The sequence below is a fragment of the Blastococcus sp. SYSU DS0616 genome (genome assembly GCF_054051015.1).
Genome location: NZ_JBJHAJ010000010.1, coordinates 36,729 through 53,139 on the forward strand (window position 1 = coordinate 36,729; position 16,411 = coordinate 53,139).

The window sequence follows — 16,411 nt, forward strand, 5'->3', positions numbered from 1 at the left end:
AGAGCGGAGGTCCCTCGTGCCCGCTCGCCGCTTCCCCCGGGCCGGCCGCCCGGCGCGCGTGGCGACGCTGTCGGTGCACACCAGCCCGCTGGACCAGCCCGGTGCCGGTGATGCCGGCGGCATGAACGTCTACATCGTCGAGGTGTCGCGCCGGCTGGCCGCCCAGGGCATCGAGGTCGACGTCTTCACCCGCGCCACCTCCAGCGAGCTGCCCCCGGTGGTGGAGGTGACGCCCGGTGTCACCGTGCGGCACGTCAGCGCCGGGCCGTTCGAGGGCCTGGGCAAGGAGGAGCTGCCCGCCCAGCTCTGCGCGTTCACGGCCGCGGTGCTGCGCGCGGAGGCCCAGCACGAGCCGGGCCACTACGACGTCGTGCACTCGCACTACTGGCTCTCCGGGCAGGTCGGCTGGCTGGCCCGCGACCGCTGGGGGGTGCCGCTGGTGCACACCGCGCACACCCTGGCCAAGGTCAAGAACGAGGCGTTGGCCGCGGGCGACCGCCCCGAGCCCCGCGCCCGCGTGATCGGGGAGGAGCAGGTGGTGGCCGAGGCCGACCGGCTGATCGCCAACACCGACGAGGAGGCCCGCCAGCTGGTGCGCCTCTACGGCGCGGACCCCGCGCGCACCCTCGTCGTCCCGCCGGGGGTCGACCTCGACCGGTTCCGGCCGGGCAGCCGGGCGGCGGCCCGCCGCACGATCGGCGTCCCGGACGACGCCGTGGTGCTGCTGTTCGTCGGGCGCATCCAGCCGCTCAAGGCTCCCGACGTGCTGCTGCACACCGCGGCCCGCCTGCTGGCCGACGACCCGGCGCTGCGCTCCCGGCTGCAGGTGCACGTGGTCGGTGCGCCCAGCGGCACCGGCCTGGACGCTCCCCGGCAGCTCGAGCAGCTGGCCCGCTCGCTGGGCATCGGCGACGTCGTCCGCTTCCACGCGCCGCAGCCCCCCGCGCGGCTGGCCGAGTTCTACCGGGCCGCGGACGTGACGGTCGTCCCCAGCCACAACGAGTCCTTCGGCCTGGTGGCGCTGGAGTCGCAGGCCTGCGGCACCCCCGTCGTCGCGGCGGCCGTGGGCGGCCTGCCGACGGCGGTGCGCGACGGTGTCTCCGGTGTGCTGGTCGACGGCCACCGGGCCGACGACTACGCCGCCGCGGTGCGCTCGGTCCTCGCCCGCCGGGAGCTGCTGGCCGCGGGCGCCGGCCGGCACGCGGCCGGCTTCTCCTGGGACCGCACCGCCGACGCGCTCGTCGACGCCTACGTCGCCGCGGCCGCCGACATGGCGGCGCCGCCGGCCCGCCCGGTGCGCGACCGCCGGGGTGGGCCGCTGCGGGCCCTGCCCGGGATGGGGGTCGCGCGGTGAACCGGACGATCGAGGAGCTCGACGCCGTCATCGACCGGACCCTGCGCGACAGCGAGCTGGTGCACGAGCACCCGAGGCCGGGCACGTGGCTCGTGGAGCTGCCGGGGACGAAGAAGCTGAAGACGGTCTGCGGGCTCATCGTCGGGGACCACGCGCTGCGCGTGGAGGCGTTCGTCTGCCGCCAGCCCGACGAGAACCGCGAGCAGCTGTGGACCTACCTGCTGCAGCACAACGCCCGCATGTACGGCGTCTCGTACTCGATCGACTCCGTGGGCGACGTCTACCTCACCGGCCGGCTGCCGCACGCCGCCGTCACGCCCGAGGAGCTCGACCGGCTCCTCGGGGCGGTCCTCAGCTACGCCGACGACCATTTCAACACCATGCTCGAGATCGGGTTCGGCACGTCGATCCGCCGCGAGTGGGAGTGGCGGGTCAAGCGCGGGGAGTCGCTGCGCAACCTGGAGGCGTTCGCGGCCTTCGCCGACCCCTCGCGCCGCCCGGCCGCGGGAGGGCGGGACGCCGACCCGGCGCCCGGGGCATGACGGCGACGGACAGGGCGCAGCCGGGTGCCGAGGCACCCGGCGAGGGCGCGGGGCCCGGCTACGCCCGCCGGTGGTGGGTGCTGGCCACCATGACCGTCTGCCTGCTCGTGGTGATCATGGGCAACACGATCCTCAACGTCGCCCTCCCGACGCTGCAGCGGGAGCTGGAGGCCAGCCAGGGCGAGCTCCAGTGGGTCGTCGACGCCTACATCCTCGTGTTCGCCGGCCTGCTGTTCACCTGGGGCGTCATCGGCGACCGGATCGGCCGCCGGCGGGTGCTGCTGATCGGCCTGGGCATCTTCGCCGTGGGGTCGGTGTTCGCCGCGCTGAGCGACAGCCCCCTGGAGCTCATCGCCTGGCGGGCGGTGATGGGCATCGGCGGGGCCGCGGTCCAGCCGACGACGCTGGCGGTCATCACCAACGTCTTCCCGCCCCGCGAGCGCGGGCGCGCCATCGGTGTCTGGGCGGGCACGGCCGGGATCGCCGTCGCCGGCGGCCCGCTGGCCGGGGGCGCGGTCCTGGAGCACTTCTGGTGGGGCGCGGTCTTCCTGGTCGGCGTCCCCGTGGCGGTGCTGGGCATCGTCGCCGTGCTCGCCTTCGTCCCGGAGTCGAGGGACCCCAACCCCGGCCGGCTGGACGTGCCGGGCGTGCTGCTGTCGATCGTCGCGCTCGCCGGCCTCGTCTACGGCATCATCCACGGCGGCGGGGGAGCGGGGTGGACGACGCCGGGCGTCCTCGTACCCCTGCTCGGCGGTCTGGTCCTGCTGGCCGTCTTCGTCTGGCTGCAGCGCCGGTCGGCCCACCCCGCGCTCGACGTCTCGCTGTTCCGCAACCCGGCCTTCTCCGCCGCCGCAGCAGCCCTCGGCCTGAACTTCTTCGCGCTGCTCGGCGCGACGTTCTACCTGGTGTTCTACCTGCAGGGCGCGCGCGGCTACTCGCCGTTGCAGAGCGGCGCGGCGCTGATCCCGGTCGCGCTCGGCATGGCGCTCATGGCGCCCCGCAGCTCCGGGCTGGCCGAGCGGTTCGGGGCCAAGGCCGTCTGCGCGACCGGCTTCCTGCTCATCACCCTGTCGTTCCTCGGGGTGCAGCTGCTCGACCTCACCTCCCCCGTCTGGCTGCTGCTGGTGGTGCTCTCCGTGCAGGGGCTCGGCATGGGCGCGGTCATGGCCCCCGCAACCGAGTCGATCATGTCCGTGGTGCCGCGGGAGAAGGCCGGCGCCGGTGCCGCGGTCAACAACTCGGTGCGGCAGGTGGGCGGCGCCCTGGGCGTCGCGATCCTGGGCTCCCTGCTGGCCGCCACCTACTCCGCACAGCTGGGGTCCGTGGCCGACGGGCTCCCGGCCGGTGCGCGCGACGACGCCCGGCAGTCGGTCGTCGCCACGCTGGACGCCGTGCGCCGGGCGCAGGCCGAGGGGACGCCGGAGGTCGCGCGGGCCGCGACCGCGGTGGTCGAGCCCGCCCGGGAGGCGTTCGTCACGGCGATGCACCTGACGGCCATCGGGACGGCGGCCGCGACCCTCGTCGCGGCGGTGGTGGTGCTGCTCTGGCTGCCGGGCCGGCCGAGACGGGTGTCCTCGGCCACGCAGTGACCCGATAGCGCAACGGAGTGTTGACGAGGGTGCGCCGCACCGGTGCCCGGCCGCGGCGCGGCCCTCGCCGTGCCCACGGGCAGCGAGGAGGTCACCGCGGCGGTGTGCTGGGCGCGCGACGGCGAGCGGGAGCTGGCCCTGGCCTGACGGCCCTGCTGCCCGTGGCGGCGGCGTCGGGCAGGATGATCGCCGTGACGACCTCGACGGGAACCCTGGTGCTGCTCCGCCACGGCGAGAGCGAGTGGAACAAGGCCAACCTCTTCACCGGCTGGGTGGACGTGCCGCTCACGGAGAAGGGGCGCGAGGAGGCTGCCCGCGGCGGACGGCTGATGGCCGAGCACGGGCTGCTGCCCGACGTCTCGCACACCTCGCTGCTGCGCCGGGCGATCATGACCGCTGAGCTGGCGCTGCACGAGGCCGACCGGCAGTGGATCCCGGTGCAGCGCTCCTGGCGGCTGAACGAGCGGCACTACGGGGCGCTGCAGGGCAAGGACAAGGCCGCCACGCTCGCCGAGTACGGCGAGGAGCAGTTCATGACCTGGCGCCGCTCCTACGACACCCCGCCGCCGCCGATCGAGCCGGGCAGCGAGTACAGCCAGGACGGCGACGCCCGCTACTCGTTCCTCCCGCCGGAGGCGCGCCCGGCGACCGAGTGCCTGGCCGACGTCGTCGTCCGGATGCTGCCGTACTGGTACGACGCGATCGTGCCGGACCTGCGGCTGGGGAAGACCGTGCTGGTCGCCGCCCACGGCAACAGCCTGCGCGCGCTGGTGAAGCACCTCGACGACATGGGGAAGGACGAGGTCGTCGGCCTCAACATCCCGACCGGGGTGCCGCTCCGCTACGACCTCGACGACGACCTGCGGCCGGTGAAGCCGGGCGGCGAGTACCTCGACCCCGACGCCGCGGCGGCCGCCATCGAAGCCGTCAAGAACCAGGGCAAGCGCTGACGGGCCGGCCCCGCAGGGGTCGGTGAGGAAGCGCGGGAGCCGCCCCCTGCGGGCGCTGCGACGGAGGGGGACCCGGGGATTCCCCGGGAAAGTCGGCAGCGCCGGGCTCAGCCCAGCAGGGGACGGCTCCAGGCCGCGGTGCCGTCCGTCAGGACGACGATGCGGTCGCCTCGGACTCCCAGCGCTCGCCGGTGACCAGGTAGCAGACCCGCCGGGCCACGCTGACCGCGTGGTCGGCGAAGCGCTCGTAGTAACGACCCAGCAGCGTGATGTCGATGGCCGACTCGATGCCGTGCGGCCAGGTCTCGCTCAGCAGCTGGCGGAACAGGCCGCGGTGGATCTGGTCCATCGCGTCGTCGTCGGTCTCCAGCTCCCGCGCCGCCTCGATGTCCCGCTTCGCGATCACCGTCGCCGTCTTCGCGATGAGCAGCTCGGCCACGTTGCCGGCCTCCAGGAAGGACGGGCGCACCTCCTGCGGCACCGCGTGGTCGGGGAACCGCATGCGCGCCACCTTGGCGATGTGCGCGGCGAGGTCGCCCATGCGCTCGAGGTCGGCGACGATCCGCATGGCCGCCGTGATGGTCCGCAGGTCGCCGGCCACCGGCTGCTGGCGGGCGAGCAGGGTGAACGTGCGCTGCTCGATGCTCTCCCGGGTGGCGTCGATCTGGTCGTCGCCGGCGATGACCCGGTCGGCCAGGGCGACGTCGGCGTCGAGGAGCGCCGTCGTGGCGGTGCTCATCTGCGAGCCCACGGAGTTGGCCATCTCCACCAGGCAGGTGTTGATGTCTTCGAGTTCCTCGTGGTAAGTGTCCCGCACGGTCGTCCTCTCGTCGTGATTCCCCGGCGACGGTAGGCGCGCCGGGGACCGTTCCGGCCGCTGTGGGGTGAACTCCGGCCCTATCGCCGGTGAACACTGACCCGTCCGAGCGGTGAACCTCTTGCCGGAGCATGGTGCCCGGCCCCGGCACACCTAGCATCTGGGCCGTGAGTCCACTGGTCGCCCTGGTGGTCGGCCTCCTCCTGGGTGGGGTGGTGGCCGCCGCCATCATCCTCCGTTCCGGCCGCGAGCTGGGGCGCCGCCCCCTCGACGGGGCGGCCGTCGCGCTGCCCGAGGACGTGCTGGCTCGGCGGTTGGTGGAGCTGATGGATCCGGCGGTCGTGGTGGTCGGCATCGACGACGCCGTGCTGCTGGCCAACCCGGCGGCCCGGGCGCTGGGCATCGTGCGGGGCACCCGGCTGCTGGTGCCCGAGCTGCTGACGCTCGCCCGGGCGGTGCGCGGCGGGGGCTCCCGCCGCGTGGACGTCCGGCTGCCCGGTGACGTGGTCGGCGGGGGGCCGCGGCTGGTCGGTGTGCACGGCGTGCGCCTCGACGGCGGCACGACCCCGCCTCCCGGCCCGGTCGCGCTGGTGCTCCAGGACGTCACCGAGGCGCGGCGGGTGGAGGCGGTGCGCCGCGACTTCGTCGCGAACGTGGGGCACGAGCTCAAGACGCCGGTGGGGGCGCTGGCCCTCCTCGCCGAGGCCATCGAGGGGGCGGCCGACGACCCCGAGGCGGTGCAGCGCTTCGCGGCCCGGATCACCCACGAGGCCGACCGGCTGGGTCGGCTGGTGCGGGAGCTGATCGACCTCTCCCGGCTGCAGGGCGGCGAGCCGCTGCCCGACCTGGTGCCCGTGGAGGTCGACCGGGTGCTCGGCGAGGCGGTCGACCGCACACGCACCGCCGCCCGCGCCAAGGAGTTGGAGATCGTGGTCGGCGGGCAGCATGGGCTGGTGGTGCGCGGGGTGGAGAGCCAGCTGGTCACGGCGGTGACCAACCTGCTGGCCAACGCGGTGGCCTACAGCGAGGGCAGGAGCCGGGTCGCGGTCGCCGCCCGGGCGCGGTCGGGGTTCGCGGAGATCGCCGTCACCGACAGCGGCATCGGCATCCCGCGCGCGGACCGGCACCGGGTGTTCGAGCGCTTCTACCGGGTGGACCAGTCCCGCGCCAGCAGCACCGGGGGAACCGGTCTGGGCCTGGCCATCGTCAAGCACGTCGCCAGCAACCATGGTGGTTCGGTGACCGTCTGGAGCGAGGAAGGGCTGGGCTCGACGTTCACCCTGCGCATCCCGCTCGCCGGCCCCGCCGAGAACCCGGCGGCGGAGTCGTCCGTCCCCGCAACGCAGAAACTGGAGAGCGAGACCCCATGAGCCGAGTCCTGGTCGTCGAGGACGAGGAGTCCTTCTCCGACGCCCTGTCCTACATGCTGCGGCGGGAGGGCTTCGAGACCGTCGTGGCCGCCACCGGGCCCGATGCGCTGGAGGAGTACGACCGCGGCGGCGCCGACATCGTGCTGCTCGACCTGATGCTCCCCGGCCTGCCGGGCACCGAGGTCTGCCGGGCGCTGCGGTCCCGCGGCAACGTGCCGATCATCATGCTCACCGCGAAGGACGCCGAGATCGACAAGGTCGTCGGCCTCGAGCTCGGTGCCGACGACTACGTGACCAAGCCGTACTCGGCGCGCGAACTGGTCGCGCGCATCCGCGCGGTGCTGCGCCGCCGGGGCGAGGCCGCGGAGGCGGCGCCCGTCGAGGGCGGGGTGCTGACCGCCGGGCCGGTCCGGATGGACGTCGAGCGGCACGTCGTCGCGGTCGACGGGGAACAGGTCGCCCTCCCGCTGAAGGAGTTCGACCTGCTGGAGTTCCTGCTCCGCAACGCCGGCCGGGTGCTCACGCGGGCCCAGCTCATCGACCGGGTGTGGGGGTCGGACTACGTCGGCGACACCAAGACCCTCGACGTCCACGTGAAGCGGCTGCGGGCCAAGCTCGAGCCCGACCCCGCGAACCCGAAGTACCTGCTGACGGTGCGGGGTCTGGGCTACAAGCTGGAGGCCTGAGGAAGGACACCCGTCCTCCCCACCCCTCGCACGCTCGGGGTGGGACCCGGGACGGGGCCGGGGTCCTACGACTTCAGGTCGTCGATCTTCTTCGAGGCGTCGGCCTTCGAGATGTCCTCCGGGATCTCCTCGTCGGTGCCCCGGGCGAGCGTCTCGAGGTAGCTCTTCTGCGCGCCCGTGGCGGGCTCGTCACCGGTGACCCACTCGTCCGGGTCCTTCTCGGTGGTCTGGTCCGCGGCGTTCGGTTCGCTCATGTGTTCGATGCTAGGCCGGGTGCAGCTCCCTCGCCTCCCGGGCGGGTGCGGCGGTGCGCGCGGCCCGGGCGGCCTCCCAGCGGCGGCCGGTCCGGTACGCGTGCACGGCGCCGCAGGCGGGGCACTCGACGTGCAGCGCGATGTGCGTCGGGTGGTTGGTGACCGACCGGATCCGCCGGTCGGCGACCAGCTCGTCGGAGCGGGTGACGGGGCAGGTGATCAGCAGCATGCCGGCAGCCTGCGCCGGTCGGGCCGGCGGGACGAGTGGCAGGAACGACCGACATCGCATGGTTTCTGCCATCATCTGCGCATGCCCAGCACCGCGCCCGGCACCGGCGCCGTTCCCGTCGTCGTCAGCGCCGTCGTGGCCGACGGTCTCGTCGGCAGCTTCGGGGTGGGGGTCGCCGCCGAGGTGTTCGGCTACGACCGCCGCGCCCTCGGCCTGCCCGTCTTCGACTTCGCGCTGGTCACCGAGCGGCCCGGCGTGCTCCGTACCGACACCGGCATCCCGATCGTCGTCGAGCAGGGCCTCGACCGCCTGGAGCGCTCCGGCATCGTGCTGATCACCGCCTGGGAGGTGTTCGAGGAGGACCCCTCGGCGGAGCTGCTGGACGCGCTGCGGGCCGCTGCCGCCCGCGGCGCGATCCTGGTGAGCCACTGCACCGGGGCCTTCGTGCTCGCCGCCGCCGGCCTGCTGGACGGGCGGCGGGTGACCACGCACTGGAAGTACGCCGGGGAGCTCGCCGCGCGGTTCCCCGCTCTCGACGTCGACCCTGCCGTCCTCTACGTCGACAACGGGCAGGTGATCACCGGTGCGGGGACGGCGGCCGGCGTCGACGCGCTGCTGCACCTGGTGCGCCGCGAGTGGGGCGCGACAGCGGCGAACGCGCTCGCCCGGGAGATGGTCGTCCCACCGCACCGCGACGGCGGTCAGGCGCAGTTCGTCGACGCCCCGGTCCCCGCCTGCTCCGACGACCTGCTGGGCGTCGTCCTGGAGTGGGCCGGTCGGCACCTCGCCGAGGACCTGTCGGTCGACGTCCTGGCGCGCCGGGCCCTGATGAGCCCGCGCAGCTTCGCCCGGCGGTTCAAGGCCACGACCGGGACGACGCCGCACGCCTGGGTGCTCGCGCAGCGGCTGGCGGCGGCCGAGGAGCTGCTGGAGAACAGCGATGCGCCCGTCGAGGAGATCGCCCGGCTGGTGGGCTTCGGGACCGCCGCCGGGCTCCGCGAGCAGTTCGCCCGCCGGCGCGGGGTCTCCCCGCGCTCCTACCGGCAGACCTTCCGGACCGGCGGGGCGTCACGCGTCGGGGCGCCGCCGGTGCAGCTGGAGGGGTACCGGCCCGGCGAGCGCCGGGCTGGCGGGGTGCGGGGCGATCAGGCCCAGGTCGAGCCGGAGCTCGGCCAGCCGGCGTAGCTCCTCGTAGGCCGGCGCCCCGAGCAGCGCGACCAGCTCCGCGGCGTAGGTCTCGACCAGCGGCTCGGGGGAGACGTGCGCCGTCGGGGAGCCGGTGCACCACCAGTGCAGGTCGGCACCGCCGGGCCCCCACCCGCGCCGGTCGAACTCACCGATCGTCGAGACCAGCACCCGCGTGCCGTCGGGGCGGTCCACGTGCTCCTGCTCGCGGCGGACCGGCAGCTGCCAGCACACGTCCGGCTTGGTGGTGAGGGGGTGCAGGCCGGTGCGCAGCGCCATCCGGTGCAGCGCGCACCCCGTGCCGCCGGAGAACCCCGGCCGGTTCAGGAAGACGCAGGCGCCGTCCACCACGCGGGTCCGGAGCGACCGGGTGGCGTCCTCGTCGTCGGCGCCGTCCTCCTCGGTCCACGCGCCGCGCCCGATCGGGGCGAGCTGCCAGTCCTCGCCGGTGAGGTCGGCCACCGCGGCGGTCACCCGGTGCAGGTCGTCCTCGTCGGTGAAGAAGGCCCCGTGGCTGCAGCAGCCGTCGTCCGCCCGGCCCTCGACGACGCCCGCGCAGCCCCGGCCGAAGACGCACGTCCACGCCGACGTCAGCCAGGTCAGGTCCGCCCGGACGACGTGCTCGGGGTCGGCGGGATCGGGGAACTCCACCCACTCGCGGGGGAAGTCCGGGTCGACCTCGTCGGGAGGCTCGTTTCGCACCGGGCCAGCCTAGAAGGCCCCCCGCGGCCGCACGCCTCGCTCCGCTCGGCGCGAGCCTCTGGAGGGGGCCAGGCAGAATCGCTCGCATGCGGTTGGGTGTGCTGGACGTCGGATCGAACACCGTGCATCTGCTGGTGGTGGACGCCCACCGCGGTGCGCACCCCACGCCGATGCACGACGACAGGTCGGTGCTCCGGCTGGCCGAGCACGTGGGGCCCGACGACGTGCTGTCCAAGGCGGGGGAGAAGGCGCTCCTCCAGGCGGTCCAGGACGCCCGCGCGCAGGCGGAGGCGCAGCGCTGCGACGAGTTCATGGCGCTGGTCACCTCGGCCATCCGCGAGGCGGCCAACGGCCTGGAGGTGCTGGACCGGGTCCAGCGGCGCACCGGTGTGGAGCTGCAGGTGCTCAGCGGCGAGGAGGAGGCGCGGCTGACCTTCCTCGCCGTCCGGCGCTGGTTCGGCTGGAGCGCCGGCCGGCTGCTGGTGCTCGACATCGGCGGGGGCTCCCTGGAGCTCGCCGCGGGCATCGACGAGGACCCCGAGGTGGCCCTCTCCCTCCCCCTGGGGGCGGGCCGGATGACGCGGCGGTTCCTGCCCCGGGCGGAGGAGGGTGGACGCCCCGACCTCGCAGCCCTGGACGAGCTCGCCGCGCACGCCGCCGACCTGCTCGGGCCGGCGGCGGAGAAGATCGCCGCGGCCGGTCCGCCGGACCTGGTGGCCGCCACGAGCAAGACCTTCCGCACCCTCGCCCGGCTCGCCGGGGCCGCGCCGTCGGGCGCCGGGCTGCGCGTCCCCCGGGAGCTGACCGCGACCGGGCTGGGTCAGCTGGTCGGCTTCGTCTCGCGCATCGGCTCGTCGGCGCTGGCCGAGCTGCCGGGCGTGTCCGCCGCGCGGGCGCACCAGGTTCCCGCCGGTGCGGTCGTGGCTGCCGCTACTCTGCGTGCGCTCGACGTACCGTCCGTGCGGATCTGTCCGTGGGCGCTGCGCGAGGGAGTCATCCTGCGCAGGCTGGACTCGTTGGGAGGCGCGTGATGGCCGAGCCGGACTGGAACCCGGACACGGGAGGTCGCTCGCTCGCCGAGATCCTGCGGGAGGCAGGCATCGAGTCCGCCGCCCGCACCGCCCGCCGTCGCCGGGTCGAGGACGAGGACGACACCGGGATCCGCCAGCGCCGCGCGGACGCCGGTGTCGACCGCTCCGGGTACGGCCGGCGGCGCAGCGACGCGCAGTTGCCGGAGCCGGCCCCGGCGCGCAGTCACGGGGCCCGGGCGTCGGGCCGGGCCGCCGACCCGGTGACCGCCGCGATCCCCGGCCTGCGGCCGGACCGCAAGCCCGGGGTGCCGCACCCCTCGGGTCCGGTGCCGCCGCTGCGGCGGCCCGCCGAGGCCGCCGGCGCGCAGCGCACGGCCACGCGCCGGCCCGCCCGCGAGGCATCGGTCACCGACGCGCCGGCCACCGAGAAGTCGTCCCGCGACGGCGTCCCCTCGACCGGGCCGATCCCGGTCGTGCGGGCCGGCGACCCGGACGCCGACCTGGACGTCACCCCGCGGGAGAGCGCGCTGGCCTGGCTCCGGTTCGCCGGCGAGCTGGTCATCGCCCTCGCGGCCGGGGTGGGCATCTACTTCGCGGCCACGGTGCTGTGGGAGATGATCCCGCACCTGGCGGTCTTCCTCGCCCCGCTCGCGGTCGCCGGCCTGGTGAGCGGGGTCAACGTGTGGCGGGAGCGCCAGGGCGCCGAGCCGGTCGGCGCCCGGCTGCTCGCCGTCCTGGTGTTCGCCGGGACCCTGCTGACCATCGCCCCGGCGGCCACCCTCCTCGCGACGTCCTGATCCGCCGTCAGGCGTCGGCCGGCTCGGCGTCGCGCGAGGCCGCGAACTCCTCGACGATCGCCGCCCCGAACGCGTCCAGGTCGTCGGGCTTGCGGCTGGTGATCAGGTTCCCGTCGACGACGACCTCCTCGTCCACCCAGTTCGCGCCCGCGTTGCGCAGGTCGGTCTGCAGTGACGGCCAGGAGGTCATGCGCCGGCCGCGGACCACGTCGGCCTCGATCAGCACCCAGGGCGCGTGGCAGATCGCCGCCACCGGCTTCCCCGCCTCGAAGAAGGCCTTGACGAAGGTCACCGCGTCGGCGTCGGCGCGCACGAAGTCGCCGTTGATCACGCCGCCCGGCAGGACCAGCGCCGCGTAGTCGTCCGGATCCGCCGACCCGAGGTCGGTGTCCACCGTGCGGTGCTCGCCCTTGTCGATGTGGTCGTAAGCGGTGATCGTGCCGGTCGAGAACGACACCAGCTCCGGCTCGGCACCGGCCTCCTCGAGCGCCTGCCAGGGCCGGTCCAGCTCGACCTGCTCGACACCGTCGGTGGCCAGCACGGCCACCCTCATCCCGTCCAGTTCTCCTGCCATGACGGCGGCGCTACCCGGCGCCCTGAACCGGCACACGCCGGAGCACTACGGTTTCGGGCGTGCCCGTCCACCCGCGCCGCCGGTTCCCCGGTGGGCCCGCTCGCTGCCCGGTCGTCGTGGTGGCCGGCGACGGGGGACCGGCCGTCGCGTCCGTCCAGCCGCGACCGATCGCCATCACCGGAGAGCGCGCGGCCGGGAGCGGCCGCGCGCCCGAGAGCTGGGAGCACGTCATGCCCTGGGGAGAATCGACCGAGGACCGCCGCCTACCGGCCGCCGGCTGCGCCGTCCGCGCGCAGGTGCCCGTCGCGGGTGGGCGGTCGTGACGGCCACCGGCCGCCGCGGCCTGGCGATCATCGGCGGCGGCAAGATCGGTGAGGCGCTGCTCTCTGGCCTGGTCCGGCGCGGCGGGGCCGACGGGATCCTGGTCGTCGAGCGCAGCGCGGAGCGCGCCGCGGAGCTGGCCGGGCGCTACGGCGTGCCGGCGGTGTCGCTGGCCGACGCCGCGGCCCGGGCGCGCGTGCTCCTCCTCGCGGTGAAGCCGCAGGACATCGACACGCTCCTCGGCCTGGTCACCGAGCACGTCGACACCGGGCACCTGGTGGTCTCGGTCGCCGCGGGGGTGCCCACCGCGCGGCTCGAGGCCGCGCTGCCCCCCGGCGTCCCGGTGGTGCGGGTGATGCCGAACACCCCGGCGCTGGTGGACGAGGGCATGAGCGTGCTGTCGGCCGGTGCGCACGCGGGTGAGGAGCACCTGGACGAGGCGGAGGCCCTGCTGGCCGCCGTCGGGCAGGTCCGCCGGGTCCCGGAGTCGCAGCAGGACGCCGTCACCGCGCTGTCGGGCAGCGGGCCGGCGTACTTCTTCTACCTGGTCGAGGCGATGGTGGACGCCGGCATCCTGCTGGGCCTGCCCCGCGCGCTGGCCGCCGACCTCATCGTGCAGACGGCGCTGGGCGCGGCGGTGATGATGCGCGACTCGGGGGAGCACCCCGTCCAGCTGCGCGAGGCGGTGTCCAGCCCGGGCGGCACGACCATCGCCGCGATCCGGGAGCTGGAGAAGCACGGCGTCCGTGCGGCGCTGATGGCGGCCATCGAGGCGGCGCACGCCCGTTCTGTGGAGCTGGGTGCCGACAAGTCCTGACGTCGACCCGGTAGGACGCAGTGCCGGCGCCTTCCCGAGTCGACAGATCGACCGGACGGTGCGTGAGCGGGCGAACACGCTAGTGCACGGAGACGAGGAAATGGGCGACGCTGCGTCACCGAGTTCTCACCGTGTCGCGAAACGCGCCGAAACGCGTGTGCACCGTGTTGCATAGGTGTAGTTCTGCCTAGGACGGACCGGTCCGCCTGTTCGTTTCAACCATCGCTTCCGTCACGCACGCCCCCTTACTCTCAGTACCAGCGCGTGCGTGTTCAGTTGCCGGTGGGGAAGCCGGCGCCACGACACGAGCTAGGTTCCGGAGACGAAGACATGACCATGCCCCAGCGCCACGCCGCTCACGCTGCCGCCACCGTCGTCCGTCCGGGGATGCCCGTCCCCCGCCCGATGGGCCGTCCGATGACGGCCGCCGCCATGGGGCGCCCCGTCCCCGCGCAGCACCCGGCCGCCATGCCGATCGGTCGCCCGGCCGTCCCGGCCCCCCGCGCCGCCGTCACCTTCCTGACCGTCGCCGAGGTCGCCTCGATGATGCGCGTCTCCAAGATGACCGTGTACCGCCTGGTCCACGCCGGTGAGCTCGCCGCCGTGCGCGTCGGCCGCTCGTTCCGCGTGCCCGAGCGCGCCGTGCAGGACTACCTGCGCGACGCCTACACCGACATCGCCTGAGAGAGCGCCGGCGACAACGTCGTCGCCTGGGAGAGGGCCCCGTCCTCCTCACCCCTCGCGGGCTCGGGGTGAGTCTCCGGACGGGGCCGAGGGCCGGCTCCACCCGACGGGAGCCGGCGCGCGGCTGTGGTGTCGCCCTAGTGACCCTGCCGGGATTCCCGGGTGGGGGTGCGGGCCGGCTCTGCGCGACAGGGCCGGCAGCCGCCCGCGACGGCGCCCGGAGGATGACGGCGTCAGCCGCAGCGTCGCCCGGGGGTGACCGTGCTGCAGCGTCACCGCGGGGCGGCTCGGGTACGCTCGGTCGCCGGGCGACACCGGGATGCGGTCCCGCTGTCGCGTGCGAGCTGATCATCTAGCGACGAAGTCGGGAGCACACACGTGGGTTCGGTCATCAAGAAGCGGCGTAAGCGGATGGCTAAGAAGAAGCACCGCAAGCTGCTGAAGAAGACGCGCGTCCAGCGCCGCAACAAGAAGTGAGCTGAAGCTCGTGCCGCCCGCGGTCGTCCTCGTCACCGGCGTGAGCCGGTGGTTGGGCGGCGCGCTGGCGGCCGAGCTCGCCACCGATCCGCGCATCCAGCGGGTCATCGGCGTGGACACCGTCCCGCCCTCCCCGGCCATGCTGCGCCGGTTGGGCCGTACCGAGTTCGTGCGGGCCGACATCCGCAATCCGCTGATCGGCAAGGTCATCGCGACGGCGTCGGTCGACACCGTCGTGCACATGAACATCAGCTCGACGCCCGCCGGCTCCGGTGGACGGGTGCCGATGAAGGAGCTCAACGTCATCGGCACGATGCAGCTGCTCGCGGCCTGCCAGCGGGCGCCCTCGGTGCGCCGGTTCGTGCTGAAGTCGACCAGCGCCGTCTACGGCGCGTCCTCCCGCGACCCGGCCGTGTTCACCGAGGCGATGCAGGCCCGGCAGGTGCCCTCGGGCGGGTTCGCCAAGGACAGCGTCGACATCGAGGGCTACGTGCGCTCCTTCGGCCGCCGGCGTCCCGACGTCGACGTGGCCGTCCTGCGCTTCACCAACTTCATCGGTCCGCGCATCGACTCGCTGCTCACCGGGTTCCTGCGCATGCCGCTGGTCCCCACCGCCCTGGGCTACGACGCCCGCGTGCAGCTGCTGCACGAGGACGACGCGCTGGCGGTGCTCACCCGCGCCACCGCGGGCGACTTCGTCGGCACCGTCAACGTGGGCGGCGAGGGCACCCTGCTGCTCTCGCAGGCCATCCGCCGCCTCGGCCGTGTCGAGGTGCCGCTCCCCTCACCCGCGCTGGGGTCGGTCGGGCGCCTCTCGCGCCGGTTCGGTTTCGTCGACTACTCCCCGGAGCAGATGCGCTTCCTCAACTTCGGCCGGGTGGTGGACACCACGGTGCTGCGCACCTCCTTCGGCTACACCCCTCGCTACAGCACGGCAGCGGCGCTCGCCGACTACGCGCGCACGGTCACCCCGCTCCTGGACCCCGCTGCGGTCCGGGCGGTCGGCGGGGGGCTGCGCTCGGTGCTGGGCCGCCTCGGCGACACCGCCTCGGCCGTCGAGCAGCGGCTGCGCCCGGCCCCACCGGCGCCGGACCTCCGGGCGGTGCGCGATGCCTGAGGCCCGGGTCATCCGGCTGCGTCCCGACGAGGACGAGCCGCGCGTGGCCGCGCCGTCGGCACCGCCGGGCTGGGAGGAGCAGGTCGTCGGCGGGATCGACTTCCTGGAGCGGCGGCTCACCGGCGAGTACGAGACCGACGAGTTCGGCTTCGACCCCGACCTGGCCGATCACGTGCTGCTCCCCATGCTGCGCCCGCTGTTCCAGAAGTGGTTCCGCGTGGAGACCTTCGGCCTGGAGAACGTGCCGGCCGACAGCGGGGCGCTCGTGGTGGCCAACCACTCCGGCACGCTGCCGGTGGACGCGCTCATGACGACCGTGGCGCTGCACGACGAACACCCGGCGAACCGCCGGTTCCGGCTGCTCGGTGCCGACCTCGTGTTCGAGCTGCCGGTCGTGGGCGCGCTCGCCCGCAAGTTCGGCGCGACCCTGGCGTGCAACGAGGACGCCGAGCGGCTGCTCACCAGCGGCGAGCTGGTGGGCGTCTTCCCCGAGGGCTTCAAGGGCATCGGGAAGCCGTTCCGGGAGCGGTACACGCTGCAGCGGTTCGGCCGGGGTGGCTTCGTGTCCGCCGCACTGCGCACCGGGGCGCCGATCATCCCCTGCGCGATCGTGGGCGCCGAGGAGATCTACCCGATGATCGGGAATGCCCGGACCGCGGCGCGGCTGCTGGGCCTGCCGTACGTCCCGATCACCCCCACCTTCCCGCTGCTGGGCCCGCTGGGCCTGGTGCCGCTGCCCTCCAAGTGGCTGATCGCCTTCGGGGCGCCGATCGAGACGGCGTCCTACGGACCGGCCGCCGCGGAGGACCCGATGCTGGTGTTCAACCTGACCGACCAGGTGCGGGAGACCATCCAGCACTCGCTCTACCAGCTGCTCCTGCGCCGCAGGAGCGTCTTCAGCTGAAGGCCCTCGTC

Annotated in this window: 20 protein-coding genes; 15 read left to right on the forward strand and 5 right to left on the reverse strand. The window is 74.4% G+C overall.

The annotated features are described in order from the left end of the window. The first annotated feature begins 16 nt into the window (after positions 1-16). From mshA to ACI79K_RS09570, 4 genes are all read left to right on the forward strand, one after another. Positions 17-1,354, forward strand: a complete 1,338-nt coding sequence (gene mshA / locus ACI79K_RS09555; RefSeq protein ID WP_456596247.1) for a D-inositol-3-phosphate glycosyltransferase — start codon at positions 17-19, stop codon at positions 1,352-1,354. Further along, entirely contained in the window at positions 1,351-1,896 is a 546-nt protein-coding gene (locus tag ACI79K_RS09560) for a YbjN domain-containing protein (RefSeq protein WP_456599584.1), read from the forward strand. The genes mshA and ACI79K_RS09560 overlap by 4 nt, the downstream gene beginning before the upstream one ends. Further along, positions 1,893-3,485 carry an MFS transporter gene (locus ACI79K_RS09565; RefSeq protein ID WP_456599585.1) on the forward strand — a complete coding sequence of 531 codons (1,593 nt, stop codon included), beginning with the start codon at positions 1,893-1,895 and terminating at the stop codon, positions 3,483-3,485. Before ACI79K_RS09560 ends, ACI79K_RS09565 begins: the two co-directional genes overlap by 4 nt. 182 nt (positions 3,486-3,667) lie before the next feature. After that, complete coding sequence (locus ACI79K_RS09570; protein ID WP_456599586.1) at positions 3,668-4,435, forward strand: phosphoglyceromutase; 768 nt, start codon at positions 3,668-3,670, stop codon at positions 4,433-4,435. A 148-nt stretch (positions 4,436-4,583) separates the two neighbouring features. Here ACI79K_RS09570 and phoU read toward each other — a convergent pair whose 3' ends face one another. After that, a complete protein-coding gene (phoU, locus tag ACI79K_RS09575; protein WP_456589153.1) occupies positions 4,584-5,252 on the reverse strand; it encodes a phosphate signaling complex protein PhoU in 669 nt (222 codons plus the stop codon). A 167-nt stretch (positions 5,253-5,419) separates the two neighbouring features. Between phoU and ACI79K_RS09580 the strand changes: the two genes are divergently transcribed. Further along, positions 5,420-6,622 (forward strand): sensor histidine kinase, encoded by a 1,203-nt coding sequence (locus ACI79K_RS09580; RefSeq protein WP_456599587.1) that lies wholly within the window; start codon positions 5,420-5,422, stop codon positions 6,620-6,622. After that, positions 6,619-7,308 carry a winged helix-turn-helix domain-containing protein gene (locus tag ACI79K_RS09585; protein WP_456589151.1) on the forward strand — a complete coding sequence of 230 codons (690 nt, stop codon included), beginning with the start codon at positions 6,619-6,621 and terminating at the stop codon, positions 7,306-7,308. The genes ACI79K_RS09580 and ACI79K_RS09585 overlap by 4 nt, the downstream gene beginning before the upstream one ends. 65 nt (positions 7,309-7,373) lie before the next feature. Here the strand turns inward: ACI79K_RS09585 and ACI79K_RS09590 are convergent, their stop codons facing one another. Together ACI79K_RS09590 and ACI79K_RS09595 are read right to left on the reverse strand one after the other, a co-directional pair. Beyond that, positions 7,374-7,562, reverse strand: coding sequence for a DUF3072 domain-containing protein (locus ACI79K_RS09590; RefSeq protein WP_456596253.1), 189 nt, complete (start codon positions 7,560-7,562; stop codon positions 7,374-7,376). Positions 7,563-7,572: 10 nt separating this feature from the next. Further along, positions 7,573-7,791 carry a hypothetical protein gene (locus ACI79K_RS09595; RefSeq protein ID WP_456599588.1) on the reverse strand — a complete coding sequence of 73 codons (219 nt, stop codon included), beginning with the start codon at positions 7,789-7,791 and terminating at the stop codon, positions 7,573-7,575. A gap of 81 nt (positions 7,792-7,872) precedes the next feature. Between ACI79K_RS09595 and ACI79K_RS09600 the strand changes: the two genes are divergently transcribed. Further along, complete coding sequence (locus ACI79K_RS09600) at positions 7,873-8,976, forward strand: helix-turn-helix domain-containing protein (protein WP_456599589.1); 1,104 nt, start codon at positions 7,873-7,875, stop codon at positions 8,974-8,976. Here the strand turns inward: ACI79K_RS09600 and ACI79K_RS09605 are convergent. Continuing rightward, positions 8,860-9,678, reverse strand: coding sequence for a hypothetical protein (locus ACI79K_RS09605; protein ID WP_456589147.1), 819 nt, complete (start codon positions 9,676-9,678; stop codon positions 8,860-8,862). The two genes, ACI79K_RS09600 and ACI79K_RS09605, sit on opposite strands and share 117 nt — an antisense overlap. Before the next feature lie 86 nt (positions 9,679-9,764). On the opposite strand from ACI79K_RS09605, the gene ACI79K_RS09610 reads away from it, so the two are divergent. Continuing rightward, positions 9,765-10,709: a Ppx/GppA phosphatase family protein gene (locus tag ACI79K_RS09610; protein ID WP_456589146.1), complete on the forward strand. Its 945-nt coding sequence runs from the start codon at positions 9,765-9,767 to the stop codon at positions 10,707-10,709. Further along, positions 10,709-11,506: a hypothetical protein gene (locus ACI79K_RS09615; protein WP_456589145.1), complete on the forward strand. Its 798-nt coding sequence runs from the start codon at positions 10,709-10,711 to the stop codon at positions 11,504-11,506. Before ACI79K_RS09610 ends, ACI79K_RS09615 begins: the two co-directional genes overlap by 1 nt. 7 nt (positions 11,507-11,513) lie before the next feature. Here ACI79K_RS09615 and ACI79K_RS09620 read toward each other — a convergent pair whose 3' ends face one another. Then, positions 11,514-12,080, reverse strand: coding sequence for a type 1 glutamine amidotransferase domain-containing protein (locus ACI79K_RS09620; RefSeq protein WP_456589144.1), 567 nt, complete (start codon positions 12,078-12,080; stop codon positions 11,514-11,516). 59 nt (positions 12,081-12,139) lie between these two features. Here ACI79K_RS09620 and ACI79K_RS09625 point away from each other — a divergent pair, with 59 nt between their 5' ends. The 6 genes from ACI79K_RS09625 (at position 12,140) to ACI79K_RS09650 (ending at position 16,400) form a co-directional block, all read left to right on the forward strand. After that, complete coding sequence (locus ACI79K_RS09625) at positions 12,140-12,403, forward strand: hypothetical protein (protein ID WP_456589143.1); 264 nt, start codon at positions 12,140-12,142, stop codon at positions 12,401-12,403. Next, entirely contained in the window at positions 12,400-13,218 is an 819-nt protein-coding gene (gene proC / locus ACI79K_RS09630) for a pyrroline-5-carboxylate reductase (RefSeq protein ID WP_456589142.1), read from the forward strand. Before ACI79K_RS09625 ends, proC begins: the two co-directional genes overlap by 4 nt. 330 nt (positions 13,219-13,548) lie before the next feature. After that, complete coding sequence (locus tag ACI79K_RS09635) at positions 13,549-13,902, forward strand: helix-turn-helix domain-containing protein (protein WP_456589141.1); 354 nt, start codon at positions 13,549-13,551, stop codon at positions 13,900-13,902. 378 nt (positions 13,903-14,280) lie between these two features. After that, positions 14,281-14,379 (forward strand): 30S ribosomal protein bS22, encoded by a 99-nt coding sequence (locus ACI79K_RS09640; protein WP_012854759.1) that lies wholly within the window; start codon positions 14,281-14,283, stop codon positions 14,377-14,379. 10 nt (positions 14,380-14,389) lie between these two features. Further along, entirely contained in the window at positions 14,390-15,496 is a 1,107-nt protein-coding gene (locus ACI79K_RS09645; protein WP_456599590.1) for an NAD-dependent epimerase/dehydratase family protein, read from the forward strand. Further along, positions 15,489-16,400 carry a lysophospholipid acyltransferase family protein gene (locus ACI79K_RS09650; RefSeq protein WP_456599591.1) on the forward strand — a complete coding sequence of 304 codons (912 nt, stop codon included), beginning with the start codon at positions 15,489-15,491 and terminating at the stop codon, positions 16,398-16,400. Before ACI79K_RS09645 ends, ACI79K_RS09650 begins: the two co-directional genes overlap by 8 nt. Positions 16,401-16,411 lie beyond the last annotated feature (11 nt).

Excerpts from the sequence above, each read along its gene's own strand:
- ACI79K_RS09620 (WP_456589144.1), bottom strand. The coding sequence starts at position 12,080 with ATGGCAGGAGAACTGGACGGGATGAGGGTGGCCGTGCTGGCCACCGAC.
- ACI79K_RS09600 (WP_456599589.1), top strand. The coding sequence starts at position 7,873 with ATGCCCAGCACCGCGCCCGGCACCGGCGCCGTTCCCGTCGTCGTCAGC.
- ACI79K_RS09610 (WP_456589146.1), top strand. The coding sequence starts at position 9,765 with ATGCGGTTGGGTGTGCTGGACGTCGGATCGAACACCGTGCATCTGCTG.
- ACI79K_RS09590 (WP_456596253.1), bottom strand. The coding sequence starts at position 7,562 with ATGAGCGAACCGAACGCCGCGGACCAGACCACCGAGAAGGACCCGGAC.
- ACI79K_RS09585 (WP_456589151.1), top strand. The coding sequence starts at position 6,619 with ATGAGCCGAGTCCTGGTCGTCGAGGACGAGGAGTCCTTCTCCGACGCC.
- ACI79K_RS09650 (WP_456599591.1), top strand. The coding sequence starts at position 15,489 with ATGCCTGAGGCCCGGGTCATCCGGCTGCGTCCCGACGAGGACGAGCCG.
- ACI79K_RS09570 (WP_456599586.1), top strand. The coding sequence starts at position 3,668 with ATGATCGCCGTGACGACCTCGACGGGAACCCTGGTGCTGCTCCGCCAC.
- ACI79K_RS09635 (WP_456589141.1), top strand. The coding sequence starts at position 13,549 with ATGACCATGCCCCAGCGCCACGCCGCTCACGCTGCCGCCACCGTCGTC.
- ACI79K_RS09615 (WP_456589145.1), top strand. The coding sequence starts at position 10,709 with ATGGCCGAGCCGGACTGGAACCCGGACACGGGAGGTCGCTCGCTCGCC.
- ACI79K_RS09595 (WP_456599588.1), bottom strand. The coding sequence starts at position 7,791 with ATGCTGCTGATCACCTGCCCCGTCACCCGCTCCGACGAGCTGGTCGCC.
- ACI79K_RS09565 (WP_456599585.1), top strand. The coding sequence starts at position 1,893 with ATGACGGCGACGGACAGGGCGCAGCCGGGTGCCGAGGCACCCGGCGAG.